Annotated in this window: 15 protein-coding genes and 1 tRNA gene; 9 read left to right on the top strand and 7 right to left on the bottom strand. The window is 46.4% G+C overall.

Going from position 1 to position 22,572, the window contains the following annotated elements:
• Positions 1 to 5 precede the first annotated feature (5 nt).
• Positions 6 to 611 carry an alpha-ketoglutarate-dependent dioxygenase AlkB family protein gene (locus DYB02_RS21215; RefSeq protein ID WP_029805176.1) on the top strand — a complete coding sequence of 202 codons (606 nt, stop codon included), beginning with the start codon at positions 6 to 8 and terminating at the stop codon, positions 609 to 611.
• A 69-nt stretch (positions 612 to 680) separates the two neighbouring features.
• Complete coding sequence (locus DYB02_RS21210) at positions 681 to 1,775, top strand: DUF3541 domain-containing protein (RefSeq protein ID WP_029805174.1); 1,095 nt, start codon at positions 681 to 683, stop codon at positions 1,773 to 1,775.
• Positions 1,776 to 1,884: 109 nt separating this feature from the next.
• Here DYB02_RS21210 and DYB02_RS21205 read toward each other — a convergent pair whose 3' ends face one another.
• Positions 1,885 to 3,093: a NupC/NupG family nucleoside CNT transporter gene (locus DYB02_RS21205; RefSeq protein ID WP_005484332.1), complete on the bottom strand. Its 1,209-nt coding sequence runs from the start codon at positions 3,091 to 3,093 to the stop codon at positions 1,885 to 1,887.
• Positions 3,094 to 3,656: 563 nt separating this feature from the next.
• Between DYB02_RS21205 and DYB02_RS21195 the strand changes: the two genes are divergently transcribed.
• Together DYB02_RS21195 and DYB02_RS21190 are read left to right on the top strand one after the other, a co-directional pair.
• A tRNA-Leu gene (locus DYB02_RS21195) sits at positions 3,657 to 3,740 on the top strand.
• A 32-nt stretch (positions 3,741 to 3,772) separates the two neighbouring features.
• Complete coding sequence (locus DYB02_RS21190; RefSeq protein WP_017448027.1) at positions 3,773 to 4,384, top strand: DUF2913 family protein; 612 nt, start codon at positions 3,773 to 3,775, stop codon at positions 4,382 to 4,384.
• A gap of 118 nt (positions 4,385 to 4,502) precedes the next feature.
• Here DYB02_RS21190 and DYB02_RS21185 read toward each other — a convergent pair whose 3' ends face one another.
• On the bottom strand, positions 4,503 to 5,903 hold the full coding sequence (locus DYB02_RS21185) for a tryptophanase (RefSeq protein WP_029862192.1): 1,401 nt from the start codon (positions 5,901 to 5,903) through the stop codon (positions 4,503 to 4,505).
• Positions 5,904 to 6,314: 411 nt separating this feature from the next.
• Here DYB02_RS21185 and DYB02_RS21180 point away from each other — a divergent pair, with 411 nt between their 5' ends.
• On the top strand, positions 6,315 to 6,710 hold the full coding sequence (locus DYB02_RS21180) for a cystatin domain-containing protein (protein ID WP_005459310.1): 396 nt from the start codon (positions 6,315 to 6,317) through the stop codon (positions 6,708 to 6,710).
• Positions 6,711 to 6,776: 66 nt separating this feature from the next.
• On the opposite strand, the gene lhgD is transcribed toward DYB02_RS21180, so the two are convergent.
• The 3 genes from lhgD to DYB02_RS21165 all read right to left on the bottom strand — a co-directional run bounded on the left by lhgD (position 6,777) and on the right by DYB02_RS21165 (position 11,227).
• Positions 6,777 to 8,003, bottom strand: coding sequence for an L-2-hydroxyglutarate dehydrogenase (gene lhgD / locus DYB02_RS21175; protein WP_005459316.1), 1,227 nt, complete (start codon positions 8,001 to 8,003; stop codon positions 6,777 to 6,779).
• Between the two features lie 8 nt (positions 8,004 to 8,011).
• Positions 8,012 to 10,135, bottom strand: a complete 2,124-nt coding sequence (locus tag DYB02_RS21170) for a TRAP transporter permease (protein ID WP_025623321.1) — start codon at positions 10,133 to 10,135, stop codon at positions 8,012 to 8,014.
• A gap of 81 nt (positions 10,136 to 10,216) precedes the next feature.
• Entirely contained in the window at positions 10,217 to 11,227 is a 1,011-nt protein-coding gene (locus tag DYB02_RS21165; protein ID WP_005484315.1) for a TAXI family TRAP transporter solute-binding subunit, read from the bottom strand.
• An 882-nt stretch (positions 11,228 to 12,109) separates the two neighbouring features.
• Here DYB02_RS21165 and brnQ point away from each other — a divergent pair.
• Positions 12,110 to 13,420 carry a branched-chain amino acid transport system II carrier protein gene (gene brnQ, locus DYB02_RS21150; protein ID WP_029804461.1) on the top strand — a complete coding sequence of 437 codons (1,311 nt, stop codon included), beginning with the start codon at positions 12,110 to 12,112 and terminating at the stop codon, positions 13,418 to 13,420.
• A gap of 103 nt (positions 13,421 to 13,523) precedes the next feature.
• A complete protein-coding gene (locus DYB02_RS21145) occupies positions 13,524 to 14,732 on the top strand; it encodes a GGDEF domain-containing protein (RefSeq protein WP_029804460.1) in 1,209 nt (402 codons plus the stop codon).
• Between the two features lie 36 nt (positions 14,733 to 14,768).
• Here the strand turns inward: DYB02_RS21145 and DYB02_RS21140 are convergent, their stop codons facing one another.
• Complete coding sequence (locus tag DYB02_RS21140) at positions 14,769 to 16,124, bottom strand: sigma-54-dependent transcriptional regulator (protein ID WP_029804459.1); 1,356 nt, start codon at positions 16,122 to 16,124, stop codon at positions 14,769 to 14,771.
• Positions 16,125 to 16,392: 268 nt separating this feature from the next.
• Here DYB02_RS21140 and DYB02_RS21135 point away from each other — a divergent pair, with 268 nt between their 5' ends.
• Together DYB02_RS21135 and DYB02_RS21125 are read left to right on the top strand one after the other, a co-directional pair.
• The gene (locus tag DYB02_RS21135; protein WP_029804458.1) at positions 16,393 to 18,465 is read left to right on the top strand and encodes a sensor histidine kinase; all 2,073 of its coding nucleotides are present in this window, start codon (positions 16,393 to 16,395) and stop codon (positions 18,463 to 18,465) included.
• Between the two features lie 233 nt (positions 18,466 to 18,698).
• On the top strand, positions 18,699 to 20,090 hold the full coding sequence (locus tag DYB02_RS21125; RefSeq protein ID WP_029804457.1) for a glycoside hydrolase family 1 protein: 1,392 nt from the start codon (positions 18,699 to 18,701) through the stop codon (positions 20,088 to 20,090).
• Positions 20,091 to 20,182: 92 nt separating this feature from the next.
• On the opposite strand, the gene DYB02_RS21120 is transcribed toward DYB02_RS21125, so the two are convergent.
• Complete coding sequence (locus tag DYB02_RS21120; RefSeq protein ID WP_029804455.1) at positions 20,183 to 22,219, bottom strand: PhoX family protein; 2,037 nt, start codon at positions 22,217 to 22,219, stop codon at positions 20,183 to 20,185.
• Positions 22,220 to 22,572 lie beyond the last annotated feature (353 nt).

The raw sequence follows: 22,572 nt of genomic DNA, 5'->3' as shown, positions 1-22,572 counted from the left end.
ACGGGATGCAAGGACGAGGCGATTTATTTGAAAGTACGGATTGGCAAGAGGTACGCCAAGGTAAGCTCTTTTATCAGCCAAACTTTCTTTCTCAGCAAGAAGCGGATACGTACTTTTCAACGCTTATGAGTACCTTGCCTTGGCAACAAGAACGCATAACCATTTTCGGGAAATCGGTACTTCAACCTCGTTTGCAGACTTGGCATGGCGATGCGCCTTACACCTATTCGGGTTTAACCATGGCACCTCACCCTTGGACGTCTGAGCTGTTATCACTCAAGGCTCGCTGTGAAAGCCTTGCCAACACCCCGTTCAACTCTGTATTGGCGAATCTGTATCGCGACGGTCAGGACTCGATGGGGTGGCACCAAGATAATGAACCAGAGCTGGGCAGAAACCCGGTGATCGCCTCGTTGAACTTAGGTGATACGCGCCGATTTGTGCTACGAAATTTACATTGTAAAACTCAAATAGAATATGAGCTCGGCCACGGCGCATTATTGATCATGGCTGGGGAGCTTCAGCACCATTGGAGACACTGCGTTCCCAAAACAGCCAAACCAAAAGGAGAACGTATCAACCTGACTTTTAGACATATTTTGAACTATTGACTCAGGTTTTACATTCTTAACAAACATTGATGATAAGTTTACATCCAGGTTATATCAGGGAATGGATTTATGCGTATCAAACCTATCAGCTTGGCGGTCTTGCTCTCTTGCTCACTCATCTTGAATGTTCAGGCATCTCAAGAAGAGATACCTGCACTTAATTACTCTCAATCAGCACAGCTGATTCGCGACACATACGAACGTGAGTTATTCACGCTCCCTCCTTTTAAGGAAGGCCACTTTGGGCTGCGTATGTTCCGCCAAACCTTAGATGAAAAATACTACGCAACCATTTGGACAGACATGGCTCAAGTCGCAAGCCGATTGAATCGCTTCGCGAATGACGTCGTCAAACCAGAAGACATCATTTTGTATTCCTCTGAGCGGCTTACTCGCTACCAAGAAAAAGAGGACGAGCGCAGCCAACGTCGTTATACCGTAACAAAACATCACCCTGAGTATTTGTATCTTGGCGTCGATTTACTGGGCGCGATGGCGAGAGCAGATGAGTACGACTTAAAGCACCAACAAGATAAAACACTGCGAGAAATCATTCGTCGTTACGATTTTACTCGCTACGCCACCGATAAAGAGATGATTGAAGCATGGGCGGCGCAGTTGGCAAATCAGGTCTATTGGCTGCGTCAACTGGGTGAACAAGATGTGGTGAACGCGTTCATTGAAGCATTCCGAGCGACCTACCCCGACGACAATGATAAAAAGCTCTCTGCTCAGCAATACGGCAACAAAATCTATGGCATGACGCACATCATCTTTGCCGACTCTCAGTATTATCAAAAGCGCGTGAATGAAGCGGATCATCAATGGATTTATGATTACTTCCGCGACAACATCGACACGATTTTATTGCGAGCAAAAGAAGACATCATTGCCGAAGTAGGTATTTCATTTTTACTGGCTGGCCTTGACCACGATCCCGTCGTTGAGAAAACACGCCAAGCGATTCGAGATGCCATCAGCACCGAACAAGGGATGATCCCATCCGTTGATGGTGACTTTGATCTAAAGTATGGGGAACATCGCAATGTGCTCGCGATTATGCTTTTAGATTGGAAAGGTGTGCACAAGGCACCAACATATCAAGCGCACCCGAAAGCATTCAAATCGATCCCTTATGGGTTAGTACCTAAATCCCCCAAATAACATCGAATAAACATGGTTCGGGAATGCTCTTGCACTGACTCACACGACTTTCCCAACACCATAAAAAAACCCGCCACATCGGCGGGTTTTCATTTATTGCTCAATCATATTAAAGCGAGATAAAGATACCTGCTAGACATGCACTCATTAGGTTCGCTAGCGTACCAGCCGCTACCGCTTTAAGACCCATGCTTGCTACATCTTTACGACGTTCAGGTGCCATCACACCGATAGAACCTAGCTGAATCGCAATCGAACCGATGTTCGCGAAACCACATAGAGCGAATGTGATGATCACTTGAGTGTGCTCAGACAGTGTCGCTTTGTGCTGTACGAAGTCGATAAACGCCACAAATTCGTTCATTACAACTTTCTGACCAATGTAAGAACCAGCCGCTAGGATCTCGTGGCTTGGCACACCAATCAACCATGCTAGCGGTGCAAATAGGTAACCCAAAATCGCTTGCAGTGTTACGCCAGCAAAACCAAACATTTCACCTAGGTTTTCTAGGCCTGTGTTCACCATCGCAATCACACTCACAAAAGCAATCAGCATAGTACCGACAGCCACTGCGACTTTCATACCGCCCATCGCACCGCTTGCTAGTGCATCGATAACGTTACTTTCTTCTGATTTGTCTAGCTCAATGTTGTTGTAATCGCTTGGCGTTTGACGCTCAGGAACGATGATTTTCGCCATTAGCAAACTACCAGGTGCTGCCATGAAGCTCGCAGCGATAAGGTATTTCAGCTCCACACCCAAGCCGGCATAGCCGCCAAGCACACTGCCCGCTACCGATGCCATACCACCAGCCATTACTGCAAATAGCTCAGAACGAGTCATGTTTGATAGGAACGGACGAATAAGAAGTGGTGACTCACCTTGAGATAGGAAGATATTACCCGTTGCAACGAGTGATTCCGCTTTACTGGTACCCAAGAATTTCTGGATAGCGCCGCCGATAAATTGAATTACTTTTTGCATGATGCCCAAGTAGTAAAGGGCAGAGATAAGAGCGCTGAAGAAAATGATGATAGGAAGGACACGAATAGCGAAGATGAAACCAGTAGAAGCGAGATCACCAAAAAGGAATCGAATCCCTTCATCAGCAAAGCTTAATAACCCGGCAACGCCATTACTTAAACTCGCTAGTGCGGCTTGTCCCATCGGGAAATAAAGCACCAGAGCGGCAAAGCCCAACTGAAGTAACAAAGCGCGAGACACAGTTTTCCAATTGATGGATGAACGGCTCTCAGACAGTAGGAAAGCACAACCTAGTAGTGCAACAATACCAAATAAACTAAATAGAACACTCATGAGTCGGACCTACTGAACGTTGAAAAAGAAAAGAGAACCAAAGGAATTGGCAGAAGAAAGGGACAACGTACCGAGTGGCAAAGCACTCGTAGATCCAGAATGTAGACTGAACGGATAGTTCGACATCTTAATTTTTACCTTATACAAGCAATTGAACTTAGCTGGTCCGGTCCGTGGGGTCATTCACTGCTGGTGAGTTTATAACTCAACCTGCTCCTTGTGACGGCTTGTATGGGTAAGGGTCCTGAACAACTAAACCCTAATTCCCGCTTAAACGGGACGCAAGTATAGCCAAGCGAACGAGATATTCATCACATTTATTGACGCAAACGTTCAAGCGTTCAAAATTTATGCAAACCTGCTATTTTGCAGCCATACTGGTAGGGAAAGTAAGGGCATTGGGACGGTTCTTTATGGTAAAAAGATCAAAAACGGCCAATAAATACGCAATCAAACGTGAAACACCAAAAATGAGCAATTTTACTCTCGCCAACAGATGGAGTTTGGTTATACAATTTGGAGTGCTTCTTTTTGAGGCCTCTGTGTATGCAGAGCATCATGATGCCGAGATGGTGAAATTGGTAGACACGCTAGCATGAGGTGCTAGTGCCTTAGGTGTGAGGGTTCGAGTCCCTCTCTCGGCACCATTATCCTTCTTCTTAAATTTCGTTTGAGTGTAATGCAAAGTTCTAAGCAGGCAAGACAATCCGCAGATGCTAACCAACTTCTGAGCGAGCTTGCAGTGCACGCCTTATTGCACCTGCACTTCAAAATCCATGCGTCTTCACGCTCTCTCCCTACAACAGAGCGTAACGATCTGCTGCAAAAATGGCTAAAGCCCAAACTGAAAAGCAATCGCTACAAACTGATTAAAAAGCCGTTAAAGTCTCTGACTCAACAGGCGAAAGGGGAAAATGGCAACCTTGAAGCCTTACTTGAACGCTGTGTTGACGCGAATAAACCAAGTAACCCGCAACCTCACTTAGATAGCTACCTGCTACTAATTAACGAAATTGAGAAAAAACTCGGTACCACGGTACTGCTTTCTCGTCCTGAAGATGTCGACTTATCGCATGACCAGCATGGCTGTTTGCTGTGTGTGTTATCAAATAACTTAAACCAACATTTCGACGACAATAACGCCATGATTGCACCAATTTCGATGCTTTTCCGTGGCCCAATGAGTCAGCGCTCATTGTTCCTTGGCAGTATTTATGCCAGTGGCACATTCAATTATGAAGTGCAATATCAAGACGAACAGTTCGTGCGCATCACGTTAGAGCTGGCGTAATATCCGCTCGGAATGAACTGAACAGACAAAATCAAAAAAGGCCGCGTAACTCGCGGCCTTTTGCCCTTTACTTAAGTACCTAGATACCTAGTTATCTAGGTGTCAAACCTACTTCAGGTTAATCAATTTCACGGAAGCGAGCCGTAAAGTGACGTAAAACCGGAGGCTCATATTCGAACATCAAACCTTTCAATTCATGAGCTCGGTTCTTCAACTCGATCAACGCATCCGCGATATAGTCCATGTGGTCGTTAGTATAGACTCGACGTGGAATCGTTAAGCGCATTAATTCAAGCTCAGAGGCTTTCTGTTCACCCGTTTCAGGGTCACGTCCGAGCAACAATGAGCCAATCTCAACAGCTCGAATCCCAGCCTCCAGATACAACGCATTGCACAAGGCTTGTGCTGGGAACTGATCGGCTGGAATGTGCGGCAATATTTTCGCCGCATCAACAAACACCGCATGGCCACCAGTTGGATATTGGATTGGAATTCCCCCCTCCCGCAGACGCTCGCCCAAGTATTGCACCTGACTGATTCGATAATGCAGGAAGTCTTCATCCGCGCCCTCATACAAGCCACGGGCTAAAGCCTCCATATCGCGCCCAGCCATGCCCCCATAAGTGACAAAACCTTCCATAGGAACGCAGCGCGTTTGCACCGCTTGGAACAACTCTTGATGATCTCGAATACAGCACATGCCACCAATGTTCACCATTGGATCTTTCTTGGCAGACATCGTGAGCATATCGCCGTATTGATACATTTCACGAATGATTTCCAAAATCGATTTGTCAGCGTAGCCTTCTTCACGCTGTTTGATGAAATAAGCATTCTCACAATAGCGAGCCGAGTCAATCACCACTGGGATATCGTATTTGGTGGCAATTTCGTACACGCTGCGCATGTTTTCCATCGATACCGGTTGGCCACCCGAGCTGTTACACGTCACTGTCGTGATGATGGCGCAGATGTTCTTCGAGCCATGCTCTTCAATCGTTTCTACCAGTTTGTTAAGGTCGAAGTTACCTTTCCAATCGTAAGGCGTCGTGGTATCGAACGCTTCTTCCGTCACAACGTTGATAGCCTTACCGCCGTTGAGCTCAATATGCCCCGCAGTGGTATCAAAGTGATAGTTCGAGATGAACACCGGCGTTTCACCGCCACGTACTTGGCGCATACGTTCAATCAGAGCAGGGAACAATATCTGCTCCGCCCCTCGGCCTTGGTGTGCAGGCACCGTCAGTTTGTAGCCGAAGAAATGCTCCACTGCGCTGCATAAGTTGTAGTAGTTACGACTACCCGCGTAAGACTCATCCCCCAACATAATGCCAGCCCACTGGTTATCGCTCATGGCCCCTGTGCCGGAATCGGTAAGCAAATCGATATACACGTCATCACTGCGCAATAAAAATGGGTTGTAACCCGCTTCTTGGAGAGCGATTTCTCGGTCAGCCAACGTGGTCATTTTGATTGGCTCAACCATTTTGATACGGAAAGGTTCTGGAATACGTTTCATTGTTAATTTCCTTGTACACATGGCCCTACGCGCTAAAGCGTAAGAGTAGAAAAAATAGATCAGATGCTTTTCAATGCGAGAGCATTGAGGAAATTAACGAGAAGAGATTTTACTAAGAAGAGACAAGCAGTAGTCTAGGTTGTACCAGAACGACAGCACCAAACGGCTATCGAGAATATCCTTAATTCTCATCGTCTTCGTCCTCCTGATAAAAGAAAGCCAGAAACCCCATGTCTCTGACTCTTTCAATATAGTGCACTTTTCGGACAAATTTCAGTGAAGCGGCGCTCATTTATGTATCGAAAAGACTCACCATTATTTTGTACGACTTTCCGTTCCAACTTCTTCTCATTATGTAAAGCAACACAGCCGTGCTTATACTCAATCAAGGACAAATAACGGAGTGTCTTTATGAGTGTTAGGAAATATTGGGGAGCCGCAGCCACTCTTGCAATCCTCACGATCACCAACAATGTCTACGCCGTGGACAAGCAAGTTTCACCCGCGATGAAAAAGAAAATGCAGGCAATTTGTTCGGCAGAAAAGAGTCAACCCGGTGGATGGCAAGTTTCTCAAGTTACTCCAGAAGCGCAGCGCTCGTTGAGTATGGTTTTGTACCAGATGAACGCCGAAGATAAATTAAAAAACATCAACGAAGTACGCACTCAAGTGGTAGCGGGCACTCACTATGCGTTTGAGTTCGAGCTTCAAGACGGTGAAGTGTGGAACGCAATGGTCTTACGCAGTGCAAGAGGCGATTACATGATCGAAAGACACGCCAAAAAAGGCGAACTTTGCCCGAAGTAGAATGCCACCAACAAAAACCTGATGAAACGAAAGAGCCAGTGTTCAAAACTGGCTCTTTATGTCTGACTAGACGACTTTAGCTACCACTTTCTCATCGACCTTATCGCAAATGTACTCTCCGATAGGCATGGCAGATGTGGCCGCTGGGGAAGGCGCATTACACACGTGAAGGCTTCTTGCGCTCTCTGCAAATAGGAAATCGTGCACTAGAGTGCCGTCCGACAACACCGCTTGCGCGCGAATCCCTGCAGGGTAAGGCTGGAGATCCTCAACACGAATACTCGGACAATATTTATTGACCAGTTTCAAATACCCAGGCTTCCACCACGAGTTTTTAAACTCTTCCAAGCCCGTTTTTAAGTGCTTTTGTGTGACTTTCCAAAAGCCAGAAAAGCTCAGCATTTGCAGTGTATCTTGCAGGTTAAAGTTCACTTTTCCATACCCTTCTCGCTTCCAACCCTGAACGGCATTTGGACCAACCGTCACAGAACCATCAATCATACGAGTCAAATGCACCCCCAAAAATGGCAAATCTGGATCTGGAATTGGGTAGATTAAGTGATTCACCACTTGGTTATGCTTACTGTCTAATCGGTAGTATTCACCGCGATAAGGCACGATTTGAAAATCGGTCGGAATGCCCATCATTTTTGTCATCCGATCGGCCATCAATCCACTGCAAGTGACTAGAAACTTGCAGTTCAGCTGCATAGATTGTCCATCGGAAACGCAAGTCAGTTGTACTTCTTCATCTTTCTCATCGGCGGCAACCACCTTGGTTCTCAAGCTAATATGACCACCTAAACTTTGGAACTCCTGTGCCATATGCTCTGTTACCAAGCGGTAATCAACAATACTGGTGGTTTTCACGTAAATCGCGCCCAACCCTGTGATATTCGGCTCCGCCAACTTGAGCTGCGCTTCATCAAGCAATTCCACATCAATCCCGTTGACGTGGCAGCGTTCATAAAGGGCGTTCATTCGTTCGACTTCTTGCTCGTTAGTTGCAACCAACAACTTTCCGCAGTTTTCGACCGGAATATTATGCTGAGAGCAAAACGAGAGCGTTTTTTCTACGCCTCGTTTGCAAAAGTCGGCTTTTAAACTGCCCGGCGCATAATACACACCCGCGTGGATAACGCCGCTGTTATGCCCGGTTTGATGCTTAGCAAAACCAGACTCTTTCTCAACCAATAAAATAGAACACTCTGGATGGCGTTGTTGGAGCTGCCAAGCCGTGGACACACCAACGATACCACCACCCACAACAATGTAGTCATAGACTGATTTCATACGACCTCTTATAAAACCGAAAGTTGAGACTGTTGCAATTTGAACTTGCGCCCACTGTAAACAAACACGGCAACGAATACCGCGCAGCACACCACACGAATTAAGATTGGAATGTCGTGCCAAACCAAAAGCGCACCGATAGTAAGCAGAACCAGTCTCATCAATATATTCAATGGTCCTTCTAAGTAACCTTCAATAGCTCCAATGAGCGCGTAAGTACCCACTATCGCAAAGAAGCCGACCGTAATTACTGATGTCACATCCCAACTGACCAATCCGGTATAGGCAATTAACAATGGAACCAAGTACAGCCCCTTCGCAATTTTCCAAGCCATTAAGCCTGTTCGCATTGGTGGCGTTTTCGCAATGGTCGCCGCTGCGAATGCGGTTAAACACACTGGTGGCGTAACGTTACTGTCTTGCGAAAGCCAGAATATGATCAAATGCGCAGCCAACAATGCCAAGCCAACCGCCTCTAAACCCAGACTTTGCTCTAGTAGCGTTTCAACAAAATCAGCAGGAACCATTGACAACATTTCTTTCGCCGTTTCCAGCGCCATTGGCGCATTGAGAAGATCGAGCTTATCTGGTGCCGCTAGCATGAAGATCGCTTTCGCTTGCTCAGGTAATTGCCCTGAAACCATCAACTCTAAAAGTTGGTTCTCGGCAATCAACTTATACAAGGCAGGTGCAGACAAAGTGCCCAGAACAATATACGCCGCTGTCACAGGTAAGCCCATACCTAAAACCAACGATGCCAAAGCAATCAACACGAGCATGATGAACAAATCACCATTCGCCCAACCATTGATCATCAAAGAGAAAGTGTTGCCGATGCCTGTGGTACTGATTACGTTGATCACTAAACCAATACCCACCAGCAAGACAGCGGTGGTTGCCATGTTCTTCGCGCCTTGAGACATCGCCTCGATGATCGCTTTTGGTCCCATTTTGTGATCTTTCGAAAACCACGAAGAGACAACAACAGAAATGATGGAAAGGCCTGCCGCATAAGTGGGTGTAAAACCTTTCACGAGCAACGTCACCAGAACCACCAAAGGAATGAGGTTGTGCCAACCACTCACCAGAACTTTGATAAGCGATTCGTCACTGGTTGTAATTTTCTGCACGCCGCTACGCTTCGCTTCGATACGCACAAAAAACGCGACCGACAAGAAATAAATCAACGCAGGTACAAACGATACAGCAATGATATCCACGTAAGGAATTTGAGTATAAGACGCCATAATGAACGCGCCCGCGCCCATCACCGGAGGCATCAACTGACCACCAGTAGAAGCCGCAGCCTCAACCCCTGCAGCAAAGCGCGAAGGGAAACCTGCTTTTTGCATCAACGGGATACTGATCACCCCTGTCGACACGGTATTCGCCACGCTAGATCCCGACACAGAGCCCATTAAACCCGAGCCAAGCACGGCAATGAAACCCGGTCCTCCGATGATTTTGCCTGCGGCTGCACGAGCGACATTGATAATGTAATCCCCAACGCCAGAGCGTACTAAAAACGCACCAAAGAGGATGAACATAAAAACGAATGTCCAACTGATGCGAGAAATAGAACCGAACATGCCTTCAGAAGAGTAAAAACTACGGTAAAGCAGGGTTTCCATGCTCAACCCCGGAAAATGAAAAATACCCGTCGCCCATTTTCCCCACAGAACAACGTAGCTCAAACAGATCACAATCAACACAGGAATAAACCACCCCATGGTGCGGCGAATCAGTTCGATGACGATCAATATCGCCATAATGGCAAAGACCCAGTCGCTAGTGACAAACTTAACACCACGTTCATACAACGCATCTTCGGCATAAGGAATGTAAAGCAAACAGGCGATAGCTCCTGCTGCGATAAGCACATCGACCGCAAGAGCCATTTTGCTCTGCTTCAAAGAGATATGAGCCGGATACCAAAGTGCACAAATTACCGCAAAGCCAGCAAAGTGCGTCGCGGATATCCAGAGTTCCGGTAACGTCGATAAGGTGTTAAACCAAATATGCAATGCAGAAAGTACCACGCCGAACACCGTGATGGTGGTGGTTACCCACGGGAAATCGGTGCGCGTGGGCAGCTCAAATTTCTGCAATTCCTTTTCCATAGAGTCGCTCATATCCTACTCCAAGCTCTAACGGCTTTTTCAATGTTCAAAACAAAATAAAGGCCCCGAGATGCACTCGGGGCGAAGTTGGCGTTATTGCGCCATCAGTTCAGATGGGATTTCGATTCCCATTTCTTTGTAGTAACGAACCGCACCCGGATGCAGCGGTAAAGGAAGCCCCGAAATCGCTTTTTCGATCGCCATCGCTTTGGTTGCTTTGTGGATGCCTTGTAAGAACGGAAGGTTCTCGTAAATGGCTTTGGTCAGTTGGTAAACGTCCTCTTCCGAGATATCGTCTCGAACCGCAAGGAAGTTGGGCTGAGCAATCGTCGTGATTGGTTTATCTAAACCTGGGTAAGTGTTGGCAGGAATGTCGTACTTGGTCCACAACTTGTAGTTGCCGTTGGCTTGCTTGATTTGCTCGTCAGTGAACGAAAGTATCGAGATATCTTTGCCTAGCGCCGCAAATGCTTGCGTCACCGCCCCAACAGGAACACCTGCTGGCGTATTCATACCATCGATGGTGCCATTTTGTAGCGCACTTGCACTGCCGCCGTACCCCATAAAGGCAAGGTTGAACTTATCTGGGTCAACACTCAGGCCTTTCATGATCTGACGGCCTGAGTTCTCAGTACCGGAGTTCTTTTTACCGATAGAGAACTTTTTCCCTTCGAGGTTTTTCAGATCACTAACCGTACCGGTTTTTGCTAAATCGCTACGAACAATGAAGTGTTCAACGTTTTGCCATAACATTGAGACTGAACGCAGCTTTTCTTGGCGACCGCTTTTCTCATAAGGACCTTCCCCCGACCAAGCCCACGCACCGTACAAACCTTGCAAAATCGCAAATTGCGCTTCGTTTTCATTCAATAGTTTGACGTTTTCACCAGAGCCAGCAGAGCTGATAGCAGAAAGGGAGAAGTGGTGCTTTGGTGCGAGTTTCACTTTACTTAATGTCGCCAAAGCTACCCCAACTGGGTAGTAAGTGCCACCAGTAGAAGCGGTCGCAAGGATGTAGCTGCGCTCTTCGGCCGCTGCATTTGTCGCGATACCAAAAGATGTCACAGCAATAGCCAGTGCTTTTACGAGCTTATTCATTTTCATTATTACTCTCCGTGTAGTCGTTTCACGATTATGGATTTACATCATGTTAAATCTTTATTAACAACAAAACGCTAAGAGCAACTTAAATGCCAATTTTCAACTCATTGTTTTTATTTAATAAATATAATATCCCAGCCAAAAATGAGCAAAAACTCGCTCATTTACCTGTAAAGCAATAAGCAAGATATTGCCGACGATAGAATGAGACTAAGCGGTACAACCTCGCAAAACGTTAATGAATTGTGATCGATACAAAAGATTTGCCCTTTTTAGCCATGAGCAAGTTTTTGCCGATAACAAACAAGCATTCAACTCTGTCGCGGAGTGTCCCAACGCAACATCTCTTAGCGAAATAGGTCTAAAAACGTATCTAGTTCATATCAAGTCGAGCACCACCATAAATTAGCGTTCACTTATTGAGCAATACAGCTTAGATAAAAACTCCAAATGATGAACAAAATTCCAACAAAAACGGTCATGTTAACAAACTGAAAAGTTATTTATTCCATTTTAAGATTTAAATTCCAGTTTAAACCACTAACTTAAAGATAAAGATTAACCATATCGACTTATTTTCTCCTTTGGGGTTGTGCCGATCCCATTAAGTTCGTTAGGGTAAACGAACACCAAGGCAAACGTATTCCTTGGTATTTTTTCGTCATTAAGGATCTCTCATGTCAGCAACTGCGCAATCTTCATTCGCATTAAAACGCCCATCCGGCGTTGCTGCAGCGATCCTCCTGCTCTCTCTGGAACTGATTCAGAGCTGACAGGCTACATCTAAAATTTCTGTCAGCTTGAGAAGAAGCTGACGGGAACAACCACATACTCTCTCCCATTCCTTTCAGTTTCTTCCAAGCGAAACGTGTAAGAGGAATAACAATGTTAAGCGCACGCAATATCGCCGCCTTAGGCTTTATGACTTTCGCCATGTATTTGGGCGCAGGTAACCTTATCTTCCCTCCATTTTTGGGTTACCAAGCGGGTGAAAACTTTTTGAGTGGAATGTCTGGATTCCTTTTAACTGGCGTGGGTCTACCTGCTTTAGCACTGGTAATGGTGGCGATAGTTAATGGCTCAGACAAGCTAACCGCTGCGCTACCAAAACCGCTAGCAACCAGTTTTTGGGTAATGGTCTTCATCGTCATCGGGCCAGCATTTGTGATTCCGCGAGCCATTACCGTCGCCTATCAATTTAGCTTCGCCCCAATCTTTGGTGAGGCGGCATTAGTGCCGTTTACGATTGCCTTTTGTGTAGCAACCATTTGGTTTGCGCTTTACCCAGGAAAGTTGGTTGATAACTTAGGCAAAATCCTAACACCGGCGTTAATGGCGATTTTGATCATCATGTCTGTCACTGCCTTGATTTACCCAACAGGTGAGTTGACACAAGCCAGTGGCCCATACGTGAGTGGTGCGTTTGCAGAAGGTTTGACGCAAGGGTACATGACGATGGATGCGTTGGGCTCAATTGGCTTTGGTTGGATCATTTTCCGTGCCATCCGCAGCATGGGAGTGGACTGCCCGAGAGCAACGGCGAAATACACTCTAATTGCAGCCTTAATGTACGCTGTCGCGATGGCGTTTGTTTACATTTCGTTGTCTTACATCGGTTCCACTAGCTCTTACTTAGGTTCAGAGTTTAGCAATGGTGGCGATATTTTAACGGCGTTCACCTTCAACCACTTTGGTGCGTTTGGCTCTGTATTGTTGGGTGCAGTCATGGTATTAGCCTGTTTAACCACAGCGATTGGCGTAACAACCGCAGGCAGCGAGTTCTATGACAACACCTTTAGCAAAGTGAACTACAAAATCTGTGTCGTCATCACCATGGTACTGTCAGGCTTTATCGCCAACATCGGTTTAGAGCAGCTATTGGCAATCACTTTACCTGCGGTTGTGGCACTTCATCCTGTGGCGATTGCTTTGATGATGATGGCACCCGTTCGCAACAAAATGTCTCAGTTCATGTTGATGCTTACCGCGTTCACCGCACTAGCATTTGGTTGTGTCGATGCTCTGCACATTTTGGGCTACATGCCAGAAGCTGCAGACCAATGGATGAGCCACAACATGCCTTTGTATAATGAGTTCGCGAGCTGGATTGTACCTAGTGTCATCATGGCAACGATCGGACTTTTGTTCACTAAAAAAGCAGAAGAAATCAAAGAATTCGAGCTGGTCAACGAATAGCCGCTTAACTTAAGACATCATTCTATAATTACGCTAACATACTGGACGTTTATTGATGACGGGCAAAGGAGTTGCCCGAGTAATGGTTCGCTGTGGAGCACATATGGAGAGTCACTATTTAGATATAAGAACCCTCAACTTTATTATCATTTTGTTTTCTTGTATCTATGCTATTAGCCTGCTTTGCTATCAATATACTCAGAGCAAAATTAAAGGATTAAAAACGTTCGCCGTTTCTCTGCTGTTTATTGGCTTAGGCCCTTTTTTATTGGGATTTCGTGACTCAGCCCCAGATTGGCTGACGATCATTCTTTCCAATACCATCATTATCATCGGCTTTTTGCTCACGTTATATGGCGTAAGCATTTTCCGTAAATTCCCCCTCAAGTGCGCTCATGTACTCACGTTTCTGGTACCGGTATTCAGTGGCCTTTTTTATTACTTCACCTTTTATTCGCCATCTATTCGTAGCCGAATCATTTTTCTTAGTATCTACTTGAGCTTAGTCACCTTCTGCAGTGGCGTTGCGATGTTCAAGGGAAAAAGAGACGATCTAAAACTGCCCGTTCAAGTGATGGCGTACGCCTTCTTTGGGTTTAGTGCTTTTATGGCGGGCAGAACCGTTTGGAGCATTTGGGCACCAGAAGTCACCAGTTTTATGAATGCAGGTATCATCCACCAGCTGACGTTTCTATTTAGTATCTGCCTCATTGTTGCTTTGAGTTTTAGTATGTTGTGGTTGATCAACGCAAGATTGGTGAAATCCATCAACGATCTTTCTCATTTGGATGCATTAACTGGGTTATACAATCGACGTGCAATGGAAGTCATTGTGCCTAACCTTGTGAATCAAGCACGCGAAAAAAATACGCCAATCAGCATCGTTATGACTGACGTGGACGATTTTAAAACCATTAATGACCAATACGGGCACACAACTGGCGACTCAGTCATGGCAACCATCGCCACTATTTTTAAACAAACGTTACCAGAGTCAGCATGTACCGTTCGCTTTGGTGGTGACGAGTTTATGATTGTGTTGCTTGCCAATGCCGAAAACGCGAAAGCCTATTCCGAGTTAGTACGTCGCAGCATTGAACGTGAAACGTCGCTGCTTGCTTTTAAAAACCAAGTCACGATGAGCTTCGGCATCAGCGAGTTAATGCCCAATGACCGCTTGCAAGACGCACTCACCCGAGCCGACGAAGCACTGTATTGTTCGAAGCACACCGGGCGAAATCAAGTCACGACATTCCAAGATGAAAGCGAGGTGGGTGGTAAGTTCATCCAAACACCGACCAAAAGCGCATAACAAAAAGGTAAAACGACATCGCTCCTATTATTCCATTCACGAATCGGTGTAATCGGAGCGATTCAGACCAAATTTTTGCATTTTCTGATTTAAGGTGCGGCGTGGTAAATCGAGCTCTTGCATCACTTCATTAATCCGTCCTTGGTGCCTCACTAAGGAATCATGCAACACTTTGCGCTCAAAGTTGTGCAGCTGAATCATCAGTGGCACACCCGCTTGAGTATCTTCCGTAGTTGACGACGGGCGGCTAGAAAGAATTTCCATCACAGAAACCGTATCATCCAGCGCGAAACGCATTGCAACGTTACGTAATTCGCGCACATTTCCTGGCCAAGCGTAAGAAAGCACGGCATTTCTGTCGGCATCACTCAACGGTCGACTGTCTGGATTTGTTTGCAATGCAAAGTGCTCAAACAGAATCAACGCGTCTTCTTCTCGCTCCCTAAGCGGCGGTAAGTAGATCTGTGCAACATTAAGTCGATAATACAAATCTTGACGGAACTCTTCATGATCGTTGAGATCTTCTTTCGCGGCAGCGATCACTCGCAAATCCACATTGATCTGCTGGTTACCACCAACTCGCTCGACAGTATGTTCTTGCAATGAGCGCAGCACTTTCACTTGCATTGAAAGCGGCATACTCTCGATTTCATCAAAAAACAGCGTGCCTTTGTCGGCGTATTCGAGTTTGCCAATCCGTCGTTTACTTGCTCCAGTAAAAGCGCCGGGCTCGTGACCAAACAGCTCACTTTCGAACAGATTTTCGGGAATCGCGCCACAGTTTATTGGCACAAAACGATGTGATTTGCGTTGGCTTTCTTTATGCAGACTGGTGGCAACTAGCTCTTTGCCACAGCCCGTTTCACCATAAATAATGACGTTGGTATCAATACGCGCTAACTTTGCAACTTGTTCACGCAATTGCTGCATGACCCGGCTTCGGCCAATCAGCACTTCCTCGAGCCCACTTACGCTCGCGAGATATTCTTGACGATCTTGCGTTGACGTCTGCGCTCGATAAGTCTCGACCGCTTCCGTCACACGTTGCGAGAGTCGCTCTGGCTGAAATGGTTTCTCAATAAAGTCAAATGCGCCCTTTTGCAACGCACTCACTGCCATATCCACATCCCCATGTCCGGTGATCAGGATAACGGGCGCTTGGATATGATGGTCAATAAGGCTTTCTAAAATCGATAGGCCATCGCTATCAGGCAAGCGAACATCGCTGACAACAGCATCAAAGTCTTGACTTAGTATCGCCGCCTTTCCAGCGTCACCGGTACTGAATGCCTCAACGTTAAATCCGGCCAGTTGCAGCCATTGGCTAGTTGCCTGACGAACAATGTCATCATCTTCAATAAGTGCGATGTTGGGGGTGCTTTCAAAAGCCATGAATTACTGCCTGTTTAAAACGTCTTTCGTAACGGTAGCAAAAACCACGAGGGAGAAAAGGAGCTAGATCTCACTTCTTAATTACAACTCTTTAACATCCAATCAGTTAGGCGCACTCTGTCTCAATCTGGATAAGTAATCGCTGTGAACCGCACAGGAAAAATCTAAATCGGCAAACCTGCATGTGGATTGGGTCATCAATCAAGATGAGGCAGAACTGAAAATCAATAACTTATCTTAAGAAAACGAGTACTTGGATGGAGTCGGTATGACGCTCAGCGGAAAAGGGAAAACGTGGTTGCTTGTGATTTTTGCAAGCGCGATGGTGCTATTTTCTTACAGTGCTAGTCGTGAAATCGCCCACCAATTGCTCAGCGCACAAACGCAAACCGAAGCGCAACAAAAACTACTGGATTACATCGGCGAAGTCCGCCGAGCACTGAAACGCTTTTATCACCTGCCTTATTTAGTCACCAACAATCCCGAAACTATTGCGTTTGTGAAAGGCAATTTGACTTACTATGAACCGCTGCAAGCCCAGTTAACCCAACTCGACAAAGCCGCGAATACCGAAGGTTGGTTGATCCTCTCCACCTCTGGTGAAGTGTTGGTTTCCAGCCTCATCGATGAACGATTTAGCCGTTCAGATCGACGTGCCATTGTTGAACAGATTCATCGCCAAGGTGAAGGCGTCTCTCTGGTAAATAAAACCAAAGGCTCGAGCCCTCTGTATTATTTATCGGCACCGATTTTTGATGGCCTCAACATCGCGGGTATTGTCGTCGTACAAATTAACTTGAGCCTTCTGACGGAACAAACCATCACCAGCCAAGACATTATTACACTGCAAAACCGCCATCAGCGTTTCTTCCTGTCGAGCAGTACCACTTACAACGCGGACTGGTTCAATGAGCCAAACCATGCAGTAGATGAGGAAACACAAAAGCTCTACGACAACACCGTGATCCATTTTTGGACACTGGAACAACAACGCTATTTTGCCCATACCGTTAAATTGGATGACCTCAATTGGTATGTCAGCTATCTCATCCCGACCAAGCCAGTTCAACAAGCCATTAATGTCATTGCTTGGAGTGTCGCTGCACTGCTGTTATTGATGATTTTGTTGGTCATCATCGGTTTACAACGGCACCAGAAAAACCAGAACCAACAGCGTATTCAGGCTCTACTGGAGGAATCCCAAAGGCGACTTAAGCAGATGATCAACAAAACTCACGTTGGGTTACTGTTGATCAATGAGCAAGGACAGCTATTCGATCTCAATCCAATGGCTAAGCGGCTGTTTTGTTTGCCAGAAAACGTCAATCGTCAAACTTTTGCTTGGGAGTTGTTTGATGCAGGTAATCCCAACTCAACCACGCTCACACTGCTCAGAGATCTACCAAAACATAAGGAGCTGGCAGAAATCAGTGCCGTTGAAACGATGGCAAGGCGAAGTGATGGGAGCGTTTTCCCGGTGCTGTTCTCATTAACGACCTTTCCTTGGCACGGAGAGCTGTATTTTCTTGCCACCCTCATCGATATCAGTAAACGCAAAAAGGCTGAACAATCGCTACAACTCATCAACCAAGAGCTAGCGCAGCGCGTAGAAGAGCGCACGCAAGCGCTACGTCAAGCTCAGGAGCAGTTGATTGAGTCGAGCAAAATGGCGGCGTTGGGCCGCATGTCGAGCGCGATTACCCACGAGTTGAATCAACCTCTTACCGGATTGCGCACCCTTCTCACCACCAACGAGTTATTAGCAGAACGCGGCGAAACCGCCATGATGAAGGCCAATAATGTGCTCGTGCAAAAGCTGATTGACCGCATGGCAAGCATGACGAGCCAGCTCAAAACATTCGCGTACAACAAACCTGAAAAGCTACAAGCACTAGCGTTAACCAGCGCGTTGGAAGAGACGCTGCGTGTCTATCAATCTCAGCTAGCGAATGTGGATGTTCGCGTGCGAATACCTAGCGATCTACCGCAAATTCAGGGGGAAGAACAACGCTTACAACAAGTGCTTGGCAACCTGATATCCAATGCGCTTGATGCAATGCAATCTAGGGACAATCCCCAACTTTCAATCGTTGTAACACCAACTAACAACCACGTTGAAGTGGTGGTCAGTGACAACGGTTGTGGCGTGGCACTAGAACAACTCGACACCATTTTCGAGCCATTTCAAACCAGCAAAAAAATCGGAGAGGGCTTGGGTTTAGGACTGTCAATCACCGCGAACAACATGCGAGACATGAATGGGCAAGTCACAGCACAACGCAATCCTGGTTCCGGTATGTCGTTCATCTTGCGATTTCAGCTCGCCAATACGATTGATTGAGCCAACTAAAAGTGACTTACACAGATATTTATTCAAAAATCAGCAGTGATACTCGCAACTCAACCCCCAAGCGGCTATCGGATCTGGCTTCGGTTGGCGTCTTTTCTAAAACCGAACAAATCGCCCTTCAGAAAGTCGATCTGGCTACAAGAATCGTGATGTGACCTGCACTATTCTCAAGCAAAGAAAAATCCAAGTAACTGCAATTTTCTAATGATAAAAGAGTGAGAAACATGATTAAGTTTCCAGATAACTTCCTTTGGGGTGGTGCCATTGCTGCAAACCAAGTAGAGGGGGCATACAACCTTGGGGGTAAAGGTTTATCAACATCAGATATGTTGCCAAACGGTATTCTGAGCCCGCATCAAACGCGTGAAGAACGAACACCAGGTATCAAAGATCTTGCGATCGATTTCTACAATCGCTATCCAGAAGATATTGCCCTGTTTAAAGAGATGGGATTCACCTGCCTGCGCTTGTCCATCGCTTGGAGTCGTATTTTTCCTAATGGCGATGAACTGGAGCCAAACGAAGAAGGACTGGCGTTTTACGACAACATTTTTGATGAGCTAGCCAAACACGACATGCAACCATTTGTGACGCTTTCTCATTACGAGATGCCTTACGCCTTGGTTGAGAATTATGGTGGTTGGGGCGATCGTCGAGTGATCGAGTTTTTCGAGCGTTACGCTAAAACCGTGTTAGAACGCTACAAAGATAAGGTCAAACTGTGGCTTACCTTCAACGAAATCAACATGTCTCTGCATGCACCATTTACTGGGGTTGGTTTGCCAGAAGACGCAACAGAGCAACAGATTTACCAAGCGATTCACCATCAATTGGTGGCGAATGCTAAAGCAGTGAAGCTGTGCCAGAAAATTGTACCGAATGGCAAAATCGGCAACATGTTACTGGGTGCCATGAACTACCCATACACTTGTAACCCTGATGATGTGTTAGCCGCCATGCATGAAAACAACAAGTGGTTGTTCTTCGGTGATGTGCAAACTCGTGGTCAGTATCCTGGTTATATGAAGCGCTATTTCCGTGAAAATGGCATCGAGATCCAGATGGAAGACGGCGATTTAGAAGACATCGCCTCGGCCAGTGTCGACTTTATCTCCTTTAGCTACTACGCCAGTGGCTGTGCGAGCGCGGATCCGAAACAAAAGGAAGTCGGCAATATTGTTGAGAGCGTGCCGAACCCATATTTGGAAAAGAGCCAATGGGGCTGGTTGATCGATCCCAAAGGTCTGCGTATTTTGCTGAACTTCTTGCACGATCGCTACCAAAAGCCGCTCTTTATCGTGGAAAATGGTTTGGGAGCGAGAGATGAATTTGACGAAAATGGCGAAATTCAAGATGACTACCGCATTGCCTACCTCAACGATCACCTAGTGCAAGCGCACGAAGCCATTCTTGATGGCGTGGAATTAATGGGTTTCACCAGTTGGGGGCCGATTGATTTAGTAGCCAACTCAACGGCAGAAATGAGCAAACGTTACGGATATATCTACGTTGATCGTCACGATGATGGACAAGGCACTTTAGAACGTAAACGCAAAAAGAGCTTCTACTGGTATCAGGATGTGATTCGTACCGCAGGTGGTTCGTTAAAACGCTAACGCACATATGTGAATGACAGCGAGACATAAGCCTAAACATCAAGCCCTGCAATTGCAGGGCTTGAGTTTTAAGGTCTTAATACACTATGAGATTAAACCGCTATTTCGCCACCATCTTCACGACGAATCACAACGGTTGCAGCACGAGGACGAACTGTAGTTCCAGCCGGAGTTTCTTGCGCGGCATCATCACTGTATGGCCAGTTACCAGGGTGTTGAATGTTAACAAATAGCGATTTGTAATCTGGGCTAATGGTAAAGCCTGTCACTTCGCAACCGTTTGGACCAACAAAGAAGCGTTTCAGCTCTGCTTGGTTGTCTGCTCCGATCACTGCTTGAGCGCCATTTTCATTCGTGAGTTTAGATGGTACAACCGCCAACATTTGGTCGTTGGTGTAAGACGTGACTTCATCTGCGCCGTTATCAGTTTGAATCCAAAGAATGCCGCGACCATCAAATGCCAAGCCATCTGGACTTGCAAACTGGTTAAGCTCATTCAAGCCAGAACGGTTTGTGTCTGCATCACCATTTGCAGGCGAACCAAAAACAAAGATATCCCAAGTAAAGTCTGTCGCAGAATTGCCTTCATCCCAACGAATAACGTGACCAAACTTGTTGTTTAAGCGTGGGTTTGCTGGATTCGTTTCGTCTGTGCGGCGCGTGTTATTGGTTAGCGTGAGGTATACAGAGCCCGTGAACGGGTCAACCGAGCACCATTCAGGACGATCCATTGGCGTTGCGCCAACAAGGTCAGCCGCGCCAGCCGTATTAATGATAACTTCCGCTAACGAGTTAAAATGATCAGCAAGCGTACCACCAGATGTCGTCACACTATCAAGCGTTAGCGGCAACCAAGTACCTGTGCTGTCTTCATTGAAACGCGCAACGTAAAGTGTGCCTTCGTCCATGTACTTGTCGCCCGTCGCCAAGCGATTCGCAGGATTTGCATCAGCAGGATCCCAAGTCGCTGTAGATTCGAACTTATAAAGGTATTCAAAACGAGAATCATGACCTGAGTAAAATACTACGGGTTTGCCTTCTTCTAGCTTACCGAAAGCACAACCTTCGTGGCGGAAGCGACCAAGCGCGGTACGTTTTTTCGCACGAGAGTTTTGGGTATATGGGTCAATTTCTACAATGTAGCCATGGCCGTTCGCTTCGTTACGGTAATCGTCTGCAGAGCTGGTGCCTGTTGGTGCAACATTAAAACGCGTGAACTCATCTAAACGCTCTTCTGCGTTACCTGCCAATGTTTCCCACAAGTAGCGCGTGCTCTTATCATCCACACCAATACGATCTTGTTCTTCTGTGCGAGTCCCCGTATTAACGAAGTAACCGGGCCAGTTCTCTTCACACGTGAGGTAAGTGCCCCACGGCGTATAGCCGTTGCCACAGTTGTTTAACGTACCACGAGCTTGGCTGCCATCAGGCGAAAAACGCGTCACAGTAAGCGCCGTGTGAGCGACTGGGCCAGATAAATCCATCACTGTCGCACCAGTGTATCGGCGGTTAAGCGGATCGGTATCCACCAATTTCCACATATTGTCTTTTAGCTGAATACGAACAACGGAAACGCCGTGAGCGTTAATCTCTTTGCGAACTTCATCAACTATTGTGCGAACGCCATTCGCAACTGTTGGACCGTTTGGATGCAGTGCTGATGTATCAATGTATTCATGGTTGATGCAAAGCAGGCCGTCGGTCGTACTGTCATTTAATGGGAAAAAGTGCATGCCATCATGGTGCATGCCCAACGCGTTAAGTTGGTCTGAGCTGGTATTGCTGCCATCATTTTTCCACGCGCTGCCTTGAGCATTCAGCGGTGTACCCCAAGGTACCAGTACCTGAGCGGTATAACCCTGTGGAATAGAAACGGCATCAGTCAACGAGCCAGGAATTGAGTCAAAGTTAAGTACCGCTTTCGAAACGCCAGAACCGTTACTTGCCGACGTGCCAGAGCTCGAAGAGTTACAGCCCGCCAATCCAAAAGCACCAAACGCAGTCATTGCGCTGATACCAAGGCCACCTTTTAAGATGCTACGACGAGATAGACTCGCTTCTAGTACTTCTTCAAAAGGCTTGTTATCGCTTTGGTTATAACGCGTTGCGTCGAAGGTTTCCTTGCTCATTTTTACTTTCCCGATCTTATAGTTAGTGAATAAATTGTTGAACGGCAAGAAGTTTGGAGAAGAAAAATGACAGAAATGCTCAATCTATATGAAACTTGTATTTCAATGATGTGATCACTCAATAAACGAGACGCGGCAACTCCGTATCCCTATCGACTCTTCATATATTCCTCCTCTCTCACTTCCCATAGCGAGCAATGCAACACTCCAAAGCTCAAAAATCGTGAACAACGCCAACCTATCCTTAGGTTTGATTACATAATCGCCAACTGTATCGCTTCATTCTGATTTTTCTTGGGCTAAAGTCTGATAGAAGGTATAAGGTGTACGTACTCAAATCATCTACGAGAGAG

This window comes from Vibrio parahaemolyticus (genome assembly GCF_900460535.1).
GTDB classification, from domain to species: Bacteria; Pseudomonadota; Gammaproteobacteria; order Enterobacterales; family Vibrionaceae; genus Vibrio; species Vibrio parahaemolyticus.
Note: the sequence above shows the minus strand (reverse complement) of the source record. Positions and strands in the feature narration are given on the sequence as shown.